Source organism: Flavobacterium aquiphilum (assembly GCF_027111335.1).
In the GTDB taxonomy this organism is placed as follows: domain Bacteria; phylum Bacteroidota; class Bacteroidia; order Flavobacteriales; family Flavobacteriaceae; genus Flavobacterium; species Flavobacterium aquiphilum.
On the sequence record NZ_CP114288.1, the window covers coordinates 124,036 to 139,043 of the forward strand.

12 protein-coding genes are annotated in these 15,008 nt (G+C 36.4%); 11 read left to right on the top strand and 1 reads right to left on the bottom strand.

Features of this window, described 5'->3' with window-relative positions; translation table 11 throughout:
• Positions 1 to 90 precede the first annotated feature (90 nt).
• The 4 genes from OZP12_RS00530 (at position 91) to OZP12_RS00545 (ending at position 6,378) form a co-directional block, all read left to right on the top strand.
• Positions 91 to 690, top strand: coding sequence for a TetR/AcrR family transcriptional regulator (locus tag OZP12_RS00530; protein ID WP_281227088.1), 600 nt, complete (start codon positions 91 to 93; stop codon positions 688 to 690).
• Complete coding sequence (locus OZP12_RS00535; RefSeq protein WP_281227089.1) at positions 687 to 2,039, top strand: TolC family protein; 1,353 nt, start codon at positions 687 to 689, stop codon at positions 2,037 to 2,039. Before OZP12_RS00530 ends, OZP12_RS00535 begins: the two co-directional genes overlap by 4 nt.
• Positions 2,040 to 2,046: 7 nt before the next feature.
• Entirely contained in the window at positions 2,047 to 3,111 is a 1,065-nt protein-coding gene (locus tag OZP12_RS00540; protein WP_281227090.1) for an efflux RND transporter periplasmic adaptor subunit, read from the top strand.
• A 90-nt stretch (positions 3,112 to 3,201) separates the two neighbouring features.
• Positions 3,202 to 6,378, top strand: a complete 3,177-nt coding sequence (locus tag OZP12_RS00545) for an efflux RND transporter permease subunit (RefSeq protein ID WP_281227091.1) — start codon at positions 3,202 to 3,204, stop codon at positions 6,376 to 6,378.
• A 164-nt stretch (positions 6,379 to 6,542) separates the two neighbouring features.
• Here OZP12_RS00545 and OZP12_RS00550 read toward each other — a convergent pair whose 3' ends face one another.
• Positions 6,543 to 7,808, bottom strand: coding sequence for a DUF6161 domain-containing protein (locus OZP12_RS00550; protein WP_281227092.1), 1,266 nt, complete (start codon positions 7,806 to 7,808; stop codon positions 6,543 to 6,545).
• A 486-nt stretch (positions 7,809 to 8,294) separates the two neighbouring features.
• Between OZP12_RS00550 and OZP12_RS00555 the strand changes: the two genes are divergently transcribed.
• From OZP12_RS00555 to OZP12_RS00585, 7 genes are all read left to right on the top strand, one after another.
• Positions 8,295 to 9,515, top strand: a complete 1,221-nt coding sequence (locus OZP12_RS00555) for a PepSY-like domain-containing protein (protein ID WP_281227093.1) — start codon at positions 8,295 to 8,297, stop codon at positions 9,513 to 9,515.
• Positions 9,516 to 9,925: 410 nt separating this feature from the next.
• Entirely contained in the window at positions 9,926 to 10,369 is a 444-nt protein-coding gene (locus tag OZP12_RS00560; protein WP_281227094.1) for a hypothetical protein, read from the top strand.
• Positions 10,362 to 10,922, top strand: coding sequence for an RNA polymerase sigma factor (locus tag OZP12_RS00565; RefSeq protein ID WP_281227095.1), 561 nt, complete (start codon positions 10,362 to 10,364; stop codon positions 10,920 to 10,922). Before OZP12_RS00560 ends, OZP12_RS00565 begins: the two co-directional genes overlap by 8 nt.
• Before the next feature lie 360 nt (positions 10,923 to 11,282).
• Positions 11,283 to 11,792: a YceI family protein gene (locus OZP12_RS00570; RefSeq protein ID WP_281227096.1), complete on the top strand. Its 510-nt coding sequence runs from the start codon at positions 11,283 to 11,285 to the stop codon at positions 11,790 to 11,792.
• Between the two features lie 88 nt (positions 11,793 to 11,880).
• Complete coding sequence (locus OZP12_RS00575) at positions 11,881 to 12,477, top strand: TetR/AcrR family transcriptional regulator (protein ID WP_281227097.1); 597 nt, start codon at positions 11,881 to 11,883, stop codon at positions 12,475 to 12,477.
• Positions 12,477 to 13,814 carry a TolC family protein gene (locus OZP12_RS00580; protein ID WP_281227098.1) on the top strand — a complete coding sequence of 446 codons (1,338 nt, stop codon included), beginning with the start codon at positions 12,477 to 12,479 and terminating at the stop codon, positions 13,812 to 13,814. Before OZP12_RS00575 ends, OZP12_RS00580 begins: the two co-directional genes overlap by 1 nt.
• Positions 13,815 to 13,838: 24 nt before the next feature.
• Positions 13,839 to 14,981 (top strand): efflux RND transporter periplasmic adaptor subunit, encoded by a 1,143-nt coding sequence (locus tag OZP12_RS00585; protein ID WP_281227099.1) that lies wholly within the window; start codon positions 13,839 to 13,841, stop codon positions 14,979 to 14,981.
• Positions 14,982 to 15,008 lie beyond the last annotated feature (27 nt).

Genomic DNA, 15,008 nt, shown 5'->3' on the forward strand with positions numbered 1-15,008 from the left:
AACTACTCCTTAAAACTTTAAACAACCGAACCTCATTTACCAACTAACTTTTAATGTATCATTTAATTCAAATTACAAAAGTTATTCAAAATGAAAGATAAAATTATTTCAAAAGCAACGGAACTATTCTTAAAACTTGGTTTTAAGAGCGTTACCATGGATGATATTGCCACCGAAATGTGTATTTCAAAAAAAACGATTTACAAGTTTTTCTGCAACAAAGAAATACTGATCGAAGAAAGCACAGAAATGGTCCACAAAGCAATTCACGAAAGCATGGACACAATCGCGGCGAAAAATCATAATGCCATCGAGGAAAATTTTGAAATCAAAAAGATGTTCAAGGAAATGTTTAAATCAGGGGAAAACTCACCGGCTTATCAGTTAAGAAAACATTACCCCGAAATCTACAACAAAGTAATTTCCAGGGAACTGAACGAATGCAACTCGGCCTTTAAAAACAATATAGAAAAAGGAATTCGTGAGGGACTTTACAGAAAAAATCTAGATATAGACATCTATGTTGGATTTTATTACACCCTTATTTTCAGCATCCACGGCACAGCGAGTACCGAAAGAGAATCACAAAAATTAGAACTAGAAGCATTAGAATATCACATTAGGGCTATGGCCACCCCAAATGGGATCATAGAATTAGAAAAACAATTACAAAATCCAATCTTATCATGAAGAGAATACTTTTATTAACGTTCCTAACCTTTGCTCTCACTGCGCAATCCCAAGGGATAAGTACAACACCTGCACAGCCCCTTACTTTAAAGTCGGCTATCACTTATGCGCTTGAGAACAAAGCCGATGCCAAAAAATCAAAATTAGACATTGAAAAAGGCGAATACCAAATTCAGGAAACACGTTCAAGAGCTTTGCCGCAAATCACCGCAAACGGCAGCTTGACATACAATCCTATTTTACAAACCAATGTAATAGACGGAAAGGCTTTTGGAGCACCCGGAACTACAATTCAGGCTTCTTTCGGCCAAAAATGGACTTCGGGAGCAGGAGTTTCGTTAAGCCAAACGATTTTTGACGAATCTGTTTTTACAGGTTTGAGAGCTGCAAAAACCACTCGTGAGTTTTATCAAATAAACAATCAGTTGACTGAAGAACAGGTAATCGAAAAAGTAGCCAACAATTACTACTCGGTTTATGTACAACGCGAGAGATTGGCTTTATTGGACAGCAATTATGTTAACACCAAAAAAGTGCGCGACATCGTAAAAGGGCAATATGATAATGGCTTGGCCAAAAAAATTGATTTGGACCGAATCATCGTTAAATTATCCAACATCGACACGGATCGCCAACAAATCAAAAATCAAATTGAATTACAGGAAAATTCATTGAAATTTTTTATGGGAATGCCGATTGAAACTCAAATCATAATCCCAAAAACCGAATTTGAAGCAACACCGATCGCATTGACCGAAGAGCCAAACATTGAAAACAGAACCGAGTATCTGCTTTTGAAAAAACAGGAAGAATTATTGCAATTTCAAAAAACAGCAGTAAAAGCCGAATACTATCCGACACTTAATTTGGTTGCAGGTTATAATTATTTAGGACAAGGACCGGAAATGCCTTGGTTCGCAAAACCAAAAGACGGTGTGTATTGGTCTGACTACTCAGCCATTGGCGTAAACATGAAAATCCCAATCTTTAATGGTTTCGGTACCCGTTCCCGAGTAAGACAAGCTGATGTTGACATCAAAACATTGCAGGAAGATATTAAAGACACCAAACTTTCCCTCGATTTGGATTATAAAAATGCCAAAACTCAAATTGAGAACAACTTTATAACCATCCAAAATCAAAAGGAGAATATGCAATTGGCAGGGGAAATTCTGAAAAACACCAAGAACAATTACCTTCAGGGATTGGCTTCGTTGACCGATTTATTAGACGCCGAAAACGCAAATCTTGAAGCACAAAACAACTATACCAGAGCCGTATTGGCATATAAAATAGCAGAAGTATCATTAATCAAATCCAAAGGACAACTTAAAACCCTATTAAACTAAAAATAAGATGAAAAAAAATATAATTACAGCAGTTATAATTTTAGGATCATTAGCGCTTATCGCTTTTACTTTAAACAAGAACAAAGCAGAAAACAAAGCTAAAACCGATCTTGTTGCCGAAAAAAATGCGTCTGTTTCGGTAAAAACAGCACAAGTACAAACTCAAGAAGTTACATTGGATTTCTTGGCCAACGGAAATTTTGAACCGATTCAGGAATTGACTTTTTCTGCCGAAAAATCAGGAAAAGTAATCAGTGTTTTGGTAAAAGAAGGTGATTATGTAAATGTTGGACAAACATTGGTAATCGTTAGAAGTGACGTTATAAATGTGAATGCCCAAACGGCAAAAGCGGTTTATGACAATGCAAAAGCAGATTACAACCGTTTTGAAAATGCATACCAGACAGGCGGTGTAACCAAACAGCAATTGGATCAGGCAAAATTAGCCATGACCAACGCAGCGAACAACCTGAAACAGGCAAACATCAACGTTGGCGACACCAAAGTTAAAGCGCCAATCAAAGGTTTTATCAACAAAAAATACATTGAACCAGGTTCTATCCTAACAGGAATGCCTGCCACAGCAATGTTTGATATCGTGAACGTTTCCAAATTGAAATTAAAAGTTACCGTAAACGAAAGCCAGGTTGCCGGTTTAAAACTTGGAAACACAATCAATGTAACTTCAAGCGTTTTTCCTGATAAAACATTTGCAGGGAAAATTACATTTATTGCCGCAAAAGCTGACGAAAGCTTGAATTTCCCAGTCGAACTTGAAATTGAAAACAACGCTGACAAAAGTTTAAAAGCGGGAATGTACGGAACAGCCAATTTTGGTTCCAAACAAAAACAACAATTAAAAGTGATCCCAAGAAATGCTTTCGTAGGAAGTGTGAGCAGCAATGAGGTTTTTGTGGTTCAAAATGGTGTTGCCAAATTGAAAAAAGTAACCTCAGGTAGAATTTTGGGAGACCAAGTAGAAATCGTTGACGGATTATCTGACGGAGAAACTGTAATTGTTACAGGACAAATCAACTTGCAAGACGGTAACGCAGTAGAAATCATTAAGTAATTACAAACTATAAGTTGTAAACAATAAGCTTTACGCAATTTAAAAAGTGTAAAGCCCAAAACTTACTGCCTAAAGCAAAAAGAAAAAAATATGAAATTAGCAGAAATATCCATAAAACGTCCGTCGCTGATAATTGTATTATTTGCAATTTTAATCCTTGGTGGGCTATTCAGCTACAGCCAATTGGGATACGAATTGATTCCAAAATTCGAGCAAAACGTTATCACCATTTCGACTGTTTATCCCGGAGCTTCCCCAAGTGAGGTCGAAAATACGGTAACCAAAAAAATTGAGGACGGAATCGCTTCTTTGGAAAACATCAAAAAAATTGATTCCAAATCATACGAAAGCTTGTCCATCGTTTCGATTACTTTGACATCCAAAGCAAAAATTGACATTTCGATGAATGACGCACAGCGAAAAATCAACGCGCTTATCAGTGATTTACCCGATGATGCCAAAACTCCGGCCTTGACCAAATTCTCGTTGAGCGATTTACCAATTATGACTATTGGTGCCAATGGTAAAATGGACGAAGCCGCATTTTATGATTTGATTGACAAAAAAATTGCTCCCGTGTTGTCCCGTGTGGCCGGTGTGGCGCAGGTAAACATCATTGGTGGTCAGGAACGTGAAATCCAGGTTAACCTTGATGCAGTAAAAATGCAGGGTTACGGACTTTCGATTCCGCAAGTGCAACAAACTATTTTGACTTCAAACCTTGATTTCCCAACGGGAAACATCCAAACCCGTAATCAAAAGATATTAATCCGTCTTGCCGGAAAATATAAAAATGTTGAAGAGTTAAGAAACCTAGTTGTTTCCTCCAAAAATGGAATTGAAATCCGTTTGAGAGACATCGCCGACGTACAAGATGCCCAAAAAATCGCAGAGAAAATTTCCCGTGTTGATCAAAAAAGCGCCATCATTTTACAGGTAATCAAACAATCTGATGCGAATGCCGTAGCGGTAAGCGAACAATTGATCAAAACGATTAAAGGTTTGGAAACCGACTACAAAACCAATGAATTAAAACTGGCTATCGCCAAAGACAGTACCGTTTATACATTGGAAGCGGCAGATTCTGTATTGCACGATTTATTGATTGCAGTAGTTCTAGTTGCCTTTGTAATGTTGTTCTTCCTGCACAGTATCCGAAATTCATTGATTGTAATGGTGTCGATTCCGGCTTCGTTAATTGCAACATTTATCGGAATTTACCTTTTGGGATATACCTTGAACTTAATGAGTTTATTGGGACTTTCACTTGTGGTTGGTATTCTTGTGGATGATGCGATTGTGGTATTGGAAAATATTTACAGGCACATGGAAATGGGCAAAAGCCGTGTTCGTGCCGCTTTTGACGGTACTGCCGAAATCGGTGGAACCGTAACTTCGATTACCTTGGTAATTGTGGTGGTATTTTTGCCGATTGCAATGAGTTCCGGATTAGTATCCAACATCATCACACAGTTTTGCGTTACCGTAATCATCTCGACATTATTTTCATTGTTGGCTTCGTTTACAATTATTCCGTGGTTGTCTTCCCGTTTTGGAAAATTGGAACACATTGAAGGAAAAAACCTGTTCGGAAAAATCATCCTTAAGTTCGAAGATTCATTAACCCGTTTCACCAATTGGATTTCCGAATTGTTGAATTGGTGTTTGGATCATTACATCAAAACAATCGTGGTTGTATTGGTATTGTTTTTCGGAACCATCTTCAGTTTGTTTGGAGGAGGTTTTATCGGAGGGGAATTCTTCGCGACTTCGGATAGTGGTGAGTTTTTGGTTCAAATTGAAATGCCGAAAGACGCTTCATTGGAACAAACCAACTTTATGACCCAAAAAGCCGAAGCATTTTTAAAAACCCAAGAGTATGTTCACAGCCAAATTACAACTGTAGGACAAACCAGTGAAGGTATTGGAGCTGCGCAAGCTACTGCCTACAAAGCGGAGATTGACGTAAAAATGATTGACCAGGAAGATCGTACTGATGATGCTTTTGTTTACGCGGCAAAAATCAAACGTAAATTGGAAAAAGTATTGGTTGGAGCCAAAGTAAAAACGGTTCCGGTTGGTATTTTGGGAACAGCCCAAAACGCGACTTTAGGATTAATTGTTACCGGTCCAAACGTAGAAAGCGCAATGAAATTTGCCAAATTGGCCGAAGCCGAATTGCGTACCATTCCGGGAACAACCGAGATTAAATTGACCGTTGAAGAAGGAAACCCTGAAATCAACGTTCAGGTGGATCGTGATAAAATGGCTGCTTTGGGATTAACGCTACAAACGGTTGGTATGACAATGCAAACGGCTTACAGCGGAAATACCGACGGAAAATTCAGAGCCGGTGAATACGAATACGACATCAACATTAAATACAATGCTTTCGACAGAAAAAACATTACCGACGTTAGCAACCTGATTTTCATCAACAATATGGGGCAACAAATCAAATTGTCTCAGTTTGCCAAAATCACCGAAGGTTCAGGACCTAGCCAATTGGAACGTAGAGACAAATCGGCTTCCGTGACAGTTCAGGGACAAAACGTCGGGGTTGCTTCGGGAACGATTGTGAACCAATGGAAAGTGAAATTGGAAAAACTTAAAAAACCGGTTGGCGTAAATTACATTTGGGGTGGAGACGAGGAAAACCAAAGCGAAGGTTTTGGTACATTGGGAATTGCTTTATTGGCCGCTATTATCTTGGTTTACCTTGTAATGGTTGGTTTGTATGACAGTTTCGTTCACCCGTTTGTGGTATTGTTCGCCATTCCGCTTTCGTTTATTGGTGCTTTGTTTGCCTTGGCTTTAACCAACAATACACTGAACATATTCACCATTTTGGGTATTATCATGTTGATTGGTTTGGTTTGTAAAAACGCAATCATGCTTGTGGATTACACCAACCAAAGAAGAGCTGCCGGCGAAACTATCAGAAGAGCTTTGATTCAGGCGAACCACGCTCGTTTGCGTCCGATTTTGATGACGACAATCGCGATGGTTTTCGGTATGTTCCCAATTGCATTGGCTTCCGGAGCGGGTGCCGAATGGAAAAACGGTTTGGCTTGGGTAATTATCGGTGGATTGATTTCCTCGTTATTCCTAACCTTGATTATTGTTCCCGTGATTTATGAAATCATGGAAAAAATAATCGCCAAATTCTCTAAAGAAGAAAAAATAGATTACGAAGCCGAAATGGTTGCTGAATACGATCACAAAGAACTAAGCGAGGATGGTTTCAATCCAAAGCATACGGTTTAAAACAGGTTTCTTACTAATTCAAAAAAGGGCTTTCAACGATGTTTGAAAGCCCTTTTTTATTAGTTTTTAAGGAAGAAAAAGACATGAACGCTCCAAATACAAAATCATTTTTCCATTAAGACATTGTGGGTAAATATGTTGCAGTAGATATTACCACAATTTATTTATGCTTTAATTTTATCAAAAATCCCTGGCATCGTTGGATTTCCATCGTCTTTTAACATACCAGTTTCAGCTCGGCTAAATAGTGATTGCAAAATTAGACTTCGATCTTCCTGAGTAATTGTTGTGTCTTTAATCAGCGATAAATAAAAGACGGTAAGTTTTTCTCTTTCTTCGGCATCTCGAGCTAAATGAAAACTTGAAAACATTGCTTTTTTTAATGCTTGTATACCAAAAAAAAGAAATGATATGAAAGTTATAAAAATTATTGACCACCTAATTGCTCTAACTGGTTCTTTTGAGAAAATGCTTTCTAACATATCTTCAGGACTTAACCATAATATAGAAAAAAGTAGAGAGGTTCCAAGAATAACAAGAAATATTAACCATTTCATAAATTTATACCCCTCGCTATTCAATTCATTTGCTCTTTGCTTCCAATAGACAGCAGGGACTTGAAATTTAAGCTGCTCTTTATATGTTTGCTCTAAATCTATTTTAGATTGCAATGATTTTTTCAGAAGTTTAACAGCATTAACATTACTTTTTTTCATTTCTTTTTCAGCCTTCGATGTCCACTCATCATAAATTTCGTAAAACCGATCATCCCAATTTTCTTTTAGTGTCTTTAAATTTTGAATTTCTATAGAAGTTAATTCTTTTGTACTATTCAATATTTCTCCAAATTTATCTATAGCTTCGTTATTTTCGCCTAAAAATTTATTCCTTATTTCTGAAAAAGATATATCTTCGCTTTCACTTAAAGAAAGAGGATTAATGTCTTGCATTTCAAAATTAATAGCAAGAATAATCCCTTTCAAATAGTTTTGATTAATAAAATTTGCATTTTGGATGTTATTTATCAAATTATCAAATGCTCCATCAATGAATTCAGGATGTTTAGAATATAATTTTTCAAGAAATTGAGTTTTTGGAGAATTACTCAACAAAACTGTCTTCGGAGTTTTTGCAATTATTTGTTGTATTCCTCTGTTTGAGTCTAATGTTAGTTTTAAATTATTAATTGAATTTTCAATTGCAATCAATAATTTTGAAAAAAAAGTTAATGAGTAATTAGAACGAGGATTCTTTGCTAACAATAGATTTTTCCATGAATCTAATTGCTCTTCAGTAAATTTATGTAAACCTATTAAATCATATGTTATTTCAAATTTTTCAGAAGGTATTTTTAAAGTATAAACACTATCTCTGAGAATATTATCCTTTGGCAAATTATTAAAACTTAAAATAAAATCTGAGTTTTTCATTAGTTTTATATTTATTTAAATTCATGTGAAGAAAATTGTTTACAAACCCGCTCCGAAAAGTCTCTCGACTTTGCGCTTTTTTTAATATTCTTTAAAAACATAAATCTAATAAAAGTCTCTCGATTTTTTGCATGAATATCCGTCGTTTCTTTTTTCAAACGAAAAAAATAATAGTTACACTTACAAATTGCTTTTTTTCTTCCTTACAGTCATCTTTCACTCTCAAACCAACAAAATAGCGCTTCCGCAGAAAAAGAATGACCTGATAGGCTGTCTTTTGTATCCCTTAACCAACGACAAACTGAATGAATCAGATATCAATTAAAACTAAAAGATTTAATGGAATCATAAACCTATTAAAAAAAAGTAAAAAAAAAGTAGGGTGATTGTATTTTGAAATGTTTTATACCACAAGCTAGACTAGTACACCCTAAAAATCAATTATAAATATGGCATATTTTTACTTAACCCTAAAATTTTAAGTATATGAAAACAAATCAAAAATCTTTTTTCTCTTTGGCTTTAGCAATGTCTTTAGCAATGTCTTTGTCTAATTGCACCAACAATGATTCTACTTCATCGGATTCACAAACCACTGCAGCAGCCTCAACCTATGAAGTAGTTTCTGCGGCAGCTTTGCCAACTACGGTATCGTCTTACATTACATCAAAATACGCGGGTTCTACCACAACCGAAGTAAACCTGAACGCAGATGGAACTTATACAACCTATGTAAGTTTGGCTCCGGGTGCAACTGCCAAATCAACTACTACAGAAAAAACAACCACTATTGTGGTAAAATTGATTTTTACAGCCAAAGGCATTTTACTGTCAGCAAAGACACAAACATCAATTGCCATTGCTGATTTATTGCCTGCAATAAAAACGTATATTTCAACTAATTATGCCGGTGCAACTATAACCGAAGCTCATTCAGAATCGGATGGAAGTTTTGATGTGTTAATTACTGCAGCCGATGGAAGCAAAACCAAATTGGAATTCGCTGCTGACGGTACATTTGTATCTGCACACACTCTTAATCTTCATGGGAATCACCATCACGATCATTCCGCCAATCAAACACCGGTTGCCATAGCTGATTTGGTAGCAAGTATTACAACTTATATTTCGACTAATTATACAGGAGCTACAATCACTTCTGCCCATAAAGAGTCTGATAATACAATTGACGTAATTATTACCACTGCCGCAGGAGCCAACCTGAACCTGAATTTTAGTGCTACGGGCGATTTTATTTCGGTAAGTTCCAACGGAAACAATCATTTGAATCATGAAACAGAGATTGCTGTTGCGGATTTAATGACAGCAATCACCACTTACATCACTACCACTTATCCGGGAGCCACAATAACATCGGCTGAAAAAGACTGGAATGGTGGTACAGAAGTACATATTACTACCGCAGCTGGCGTACGATTAGAATTAAATTTTAACGCTGCAGGCGCATTTGTGGTGGGTTCGGATTCTAATAATAACCATCTTGCAGCTATGGTTTTGGTTATTGTAAAAGATTTAATTGCCAATATAAAAACCTACATAACCACCAATTATGCCGGAGCTACCATTACAGAGGCACATTTGGAATCTGACGGAAGTTATGATGTTACCATTACTACTGCTACCGGAACGAAACTAAAATTGAACTTCACAGCAATGGGTACTTTTGTTAGCGTTAAAACTGCTTAAAATAAAATAATTGTTAGTTTTTTGTAAAAGGCCATCGGGTTACGCTCCGATGGCCTTTTTTTTTGCAAATTATTTTATTTGCATTTATAAAATAGTCGAATCCTGCTTTTGTCACATCAAGCACAGTCTAGATTTTCTAAGGGTTCTCAAACACACTAAAATGCCGCCTCGCAAAGCCTCCCTCCTTTGTGAACCAGAGAAAACTCTACCTGCTTCTTCAAACATATACATCGAAATTACACTTCTTTCTACAACACATAAAAACATTACTGTTAACAGCCTTTATACAGACACATTGAAGTAATTTTATCCAGTGTTTATTTGTGGGAGAAAAAAAAATTAAAAAAAACTGCATTTCGATAAAATATTTATCACTTTCATTTGTCTACATAAATAGAGGTCCTCATAAAATGAATTTAAAAACACATAAAAAAAACTATAAAATGAATACAAAAGGTTTTAAAATAGCAGGAATAGTATTGCTTGTCATTGCAGCAGGCGCAGGATTTAGTTTTGCAGTAATGCTGCTGTGGAATGCACTTATTCCTGACATATTCGGATTGGGAATTATCAGTTTTTGGCAAGCATTGGGATTACTTGTTCTTTCCCGTCTTCTGTTCGGTGGTCACGGACATGGTGGCCCTGGGTTTGGGCGTGGTCGTAGATTTGGTGGTTTCAGAAATAGAAATGCGATTCGTGAAAAATGGATGAACATGACTCCAGAAGAACGAAAAGAATTTATAAGTAAACGCAAAGAACATATGTGCGGAGGAAGATTTGGTCGTGGCCATTTCTTTGGAGGCAGGGATTTTGATTTTGAAAGTGCTGATTTCGACAAAAAAGATAATGAGTAATAGCCAACAGCAGGATGTCGGAACTCTGGTAACAGCTTATAAACCGCGTTTGAAGGCGTTTATCAATAAACGCGTTTCAAACAAGGAAGATGCTGAAGACATTCTGCAGGACGTATTCTACCAACTGGCAAAAGTCGATACGGCAATGAACCCGATCGAGCAAGTTGCTGCTTGGTTGTATCGGGTAGCCCGTAACATGATAATCAATAAACAAATTAAGAAGCATGAAGAAGAACTACCATCGTACCTATACGAAGACGAGGAGGTGATGCAGGATATTACGGAAATACTGTTCAGTAAGCAAACTTCACCATCTCCAGAAACAGAATACCTGCGTTCTTTAATGTGGATTGAACTCGAAAACGCCTTGGCAGAATTACCTCAGGAACAAAGAGAAGTTTTTGAAAAGAGTGAATTAGATGGTTTGTCATTCAAAGAAATAGCCAAAGAAACAGGTGTCTCCGTCAATACATTGCTTTCTCGAAAGCATTACGCCGTTTTGCATTTGCGAAAACGCTTGTCTGAATTGTATGAAGAAATCATCTTTTCTTAATTACTGAATTCAAATATCAGCTTGGAAATTTTTCGTCGATTAAATCATAGAACATTTGTATAAAATCAAAAGATTAACAATTGAACTAAAATCAAATTCGGTACTATATTGTTCATGCATCCAGCATATCCTTTTTCATGCAGTTATAAAAAATAAAAGCGAAAAAACTTATAAAATACTAAAGAGTCTGAATGAATGTTTTGCTAGTAAATCGACTCTATTTTATTAATTAAGATTTCAAGCAAAAAGCTAACCATCTAATTTATAATACAATCTAAACAAAACAATGGAAACTTTATTTGTTTTTAAAGTTTCCATTGCTATATTTGCACTACAAAATTATTACAAAAAACTGAAAACATGGAAAAAGAATGGAAAATTGATTCGAACGAATCAGACGTGTTGTTAAAAACAAAACGTTCTTTGATTGATTACATGTCCGGAACCAAAAATAATTTTAAAGGACACGTTGCCATACAAAACAATGAAGTGAAAGATGCTTCGATCGAATTCTCTTTGAAAGCGAATGACAAAAGTAAAACCTCCGATTTGAAACTAATTGACTTTTTCGACTATGACGAAACCCCGGTTATCCAGTTCAAATCGACTTCTTTTCAAAAAATAAATAAAAACATCAATTTTCTAAAAGGGCTTTTGACCATCAAAAACATTACCAAAGTAGTCGAACTCGATACTGAATTCATCGGTTACAACAATTACAATGGAGTCGAAAAAGCGACTTTTGAAATTACCGGAAACATCAACCGCAAAGATTTTGGCTTGAATTACAATCCGTATTTTGCTCACGGCGGATATGCGGTTGGCTCTGATATTAAATTAATTGCCAATTTGGAATTTGTTCATCAATAAAATCGATAAAAACTCCGTTCTACTAAAATCCCTCTTTTATAACTCTACACTAAACCACAGACTTACAATAAAATACCACATAAATAATATGAAAGATAAAATCATATCCAAAGCAAGCGATTTATTTTTAAAACTCGGTTTTAAAAGCGTTACTATGGATGATATTGCCTGTGAAATGTGCATTTCCAAAAAAACGATTTACAAATATTTCTGCAATAAAGAAATATTGATAGAAGAGAGCACAGAATTGGTTCACAAAACTGTCCACGAAGTCATAAACACTATCGTTGGCAAAAATTACAATGCGATTGAAGAGAATTTTGAGATTCGGAAAATGTTCAAGGAAATGTTTCAGGCCACTGACACTTCTCCACTTTATCAACTAAAAAAACATTATCCGGAAATCTATCAAAAGGTAATGAGCCGGGAATTGGACGAGTGCAGCATGTGTTTTAGACAAAATATTGAAAAAGGGATTGAACAAGATCTATATCGAAATGACTTGGACATTGATGTTTATGTCAAATTTTATTATTCATTGATTTTTAGCATCAAAGAAAATACCAGCTCCGAAAAAGAATCCACAAAGCTCGAACTTCAGGCGTTGGAATACCACACCAGAGCAATGGCAACACCAAAAGGGATTGCCGAACTTGAAAAACAACTACTTAAAACCAACATATAATGAAGAATCTATTTATTATAACCCTCTCCCTTTTTGTCTTGAGCGTCAATGCCCAAGACACGAAAAAGAGTTATTCTTTTTCGCTGCAAGAGGCTATAAACCACGCGTTGGAAAACAATTATTCGGCGATTAACTCTGGTCGTGATATTGAGGCGGCCAAAGAAAAAAAATGGGAAACCACCGCAATGGGATTGCCGCAGATTAATGCCGGAGTCGATTTTACCAACAATTTTGTTTTACAAAAATCGGTGATCCCTGCCGAGTTTTTTGGCGGAGAACCCGGAACTTATGCCGAAGTGGCTTTTGGGACCAAATACAATATGGTTGCCCATTCCACTTTGAGCCAACTTATTTTTGACGGTTCCTATATCGTGGCACTTCAGGCTTCCAAAACCTATTTGGCCTACTATCAAAATGCCAAGAAAAGGTCCGATATTGAGATCAAGGAAATGGTAATCAACTCCTATGGCAATGTTTTATTGGCCAAAGAAAACATTGAAATCCTTGAAAAAAATATCGCTTCACTGCAAAAAACTTTAAACGACACCAAAGCCATTTACAAAAACGGTCTGATCGAAGAAGAAAGTGTTGAGCAACTACAAATCACATTGTCGTCATTGGAAAGCACCCTAAACTACAACAAGCGATTATTGGACATCACTTACAAAATGCTTAAAATTAATTTAGGTATAGATATCAATGACGAGATTACACTGACCGATAAATTGGATGCCCTGACGGTTCAAAACATGGATTTGTCTTTTTCCAATTCTGAATTTGACGTAAACAACAACATCAATTTCAAGATAGCCAGCAATTTTGAGGAACAAAGAACATTGGAATACAAACTTCAAAAAAGCAAAGCACTTCCTTCCTTGTCGGCCAATGTCAATTTTGGATACACCGCTTTTAAGGATCAATTTGAATTTTTTACCCAAAACCAAAACTGGTTTAATTATTCCAATCTTGGACTTAGCCTGAACGTACCTATTTTCAGTAGTTTAGCCAGAAGTTCCCGAACACAGCAGGCAAAAATTGCCTTGGATCAGGCAAAAACAATGTTGAGCGAAACCGAACAAAAACTGAAATTACAGTATGCTACCGCAAAAAGCGAATACGAATACAGCATCGCCGATTATGAAACGGCCAAAAGTAATTTGAACCTAGCCGAAAGAATCGAGAAAAAGCAACAGATTAAATTCACCGAAGGGCTTTCAACAAGTTTTGATTTCAATGACGCGCAACGCCAATTGTACACCGCACAACAAAAATACCTGCAAACGATGGTGAACATCATCAACAAAAAAGCCAGTTTAGAAAAAATCATCACTAAATAACGACTACCATTAAATTTTACATATATGAAAAAGATACTAATCCTGACCACCCTTTCCGTCGTATTGATTGCCTGTAATTCTTCAGATAAAAATCAATCGGTTGACGCTATTATTGCAACCAAAGACGTTAAGGCAATAACCGCAAAAAAAGCTGAACTGCAGGCACAACTTACGCAAATAGACGAAGCCTTGGCCACTTTGGACGTAAATAAAGAAGTCGTTGCGCTAGTTACCGCCGTAAAATTGAAAGACACGACTTTTAACCACTATCTTGAGATTCAAGGAAACATTAACACCAATGAAAATGTATTAATCCAACCTGAATTCCCTGGTAATTTAATCGAATTGAATGTTAAAGCGGGACAAAAAGTAAGCAAAGGTCAAGTTTTGGGCCGCACTGACGATGGTGGTATGAGTCAACAATTAGCTAGTGCCGAAAACCAATACGCTCTTGCCAAAACCACTTTTGAACGTCAAAAAAACCTATGGAGCCAAAAAATTGGTTCTGAAATCCAATACCTTCAAGCGCAAACACAAATGGTTTCGGCACAAAAAGCAGTAGCCCAAATCAAAGCTCAAATTGCAAAAACCGTAATCAGAGCGCCATTTTCAGGAACTATTGACGAGGTATTTGTAGAAAAAGGAGAAGTTGTTGCAGCGAGTCCAAAAGGATTAATGCGAATTGTAAACCTTGGAAATATGTACGTTTCAACCTCAATCCCTGAAACCTATATCGGTAAACTGAAAATTGGTACTGAAGTGGACGTTTACTTAACTTCTTTGGGGAAATCATACAAAGGTAAAGTACGCCAAATTGGAAACTTCGTTAATCCAAACAACAGAAGTTTCGGAATCGAGGTTAGTGTACCAAATCCGGAAAATTTATTGCGCCCTAACCAAGTAGCTAAACTGAAAGTGATTGATTATGTAAGCAAAAATGCCGTGGTTGTCCCTACCAATGTGATTCAGCAAGATGCCAAGAAAAACAGTTTTGTTTATACAGTGGCCAACTCAAACGGAAAAACCGGAATTGCTAAAAAAGTGATTGTTACTACAGGTCAATCTTCAGACAACGTAACCGAAATTTTAAGCGGTTTAGACTCTGATGCGATAATAGTTACCGAAGGTATGAACACCATTTCGGACGGGATGAAACTTAATTTTTAAAATGATTTTTGATTGTAGATTAACGAT

Excerpts from the sequence above, each read along its gene's own strand:
- OZP12_RS00530 (WP_281227088.1), top strand. The coding sequence starts at position 91 with ATGAAAGATAAAATTATTTCAAAAGCAACGGAACTATTCTTAAAACTT.
- OZP12_RS00535 (WP_281227089.1), top strand. The coding sequence starts at position 687 with ATGAAGAGAATACTTTTATTAACGTTCCTAACCTTTGCTCTCACTGCG.
- OZP12_RS00540 (WP_281227090.1), top strand. The coding sequence starts at position 2,047 with ATGAAAAAAAATATAATTACAGCAGTTATAATTTTAGGATCATTAGCG.
- OZP12_RS00545 (WP_281227091.1), top strand. The coding sequence starts at position 3,202 with ATGAAATTAGCAGAAATATCCATAAAACGTCCGTCGCTGATAATTGTA.
- OZP12_RS00550 (WP_281227092.1), bottom strand. The coding sequence starts at position 7,808 with ATGAAAAACTCAGATTTTATTTTAAGTTTTAATAATTTGCCAAAGGAT.
- OZP12_RS00555 (WP_281227093.1), top strand. The coding sequence starts at position 8,295 with ATGAAAACAAATCAAAAATCTTTTTTCTCTTTGGCTTTAGCAATGTCT.
- OZP12_RS00560 (WP_281227094.1), top strand. The coding sequence starts at position 9,926 with ATGAATTTAAAAACACATAAAAAAAACTATAAAATGAATACAAAAGGT.
- OZP12_RS00565 (WP_281227095.1), top strand. The coding sequence starts at position 10,362 with ATGAGTAATAGCCAACAGCAGGATGTCGGAACTCTGGTAACAGCTTAT.
- OZP12_RS00570 (WP_281227096.1), top strand. The coding sequence starts at position 11,283 with ATGGAAAAAGAATGGAAAATTGATTCGAACGAATCAGACGTGTTGTTA.
- OZP12_RS00575 (WP_281227097.1), top strand. The coding sequence starts at position 11,881 with ATGAAAGATAAAATCATATCCAAAGCAAGCGATTTATTTTTAAAACTC.
- OZP12_RS00580 (WP_281227098.1), top strand. The coding sequence starts at position 12,477 with ATGAAGAATCTATTTATTATAACCCTCTCCCTTTTTGTCTTGAGCGTC.
- OZP12_RS00585 (WP_281227099.1), top strand. The coding sequence starts at position 13,839 with ATGAAAAAGATACTAATCCTGACCACCCTTTCCGTCGTATTGATTGCC.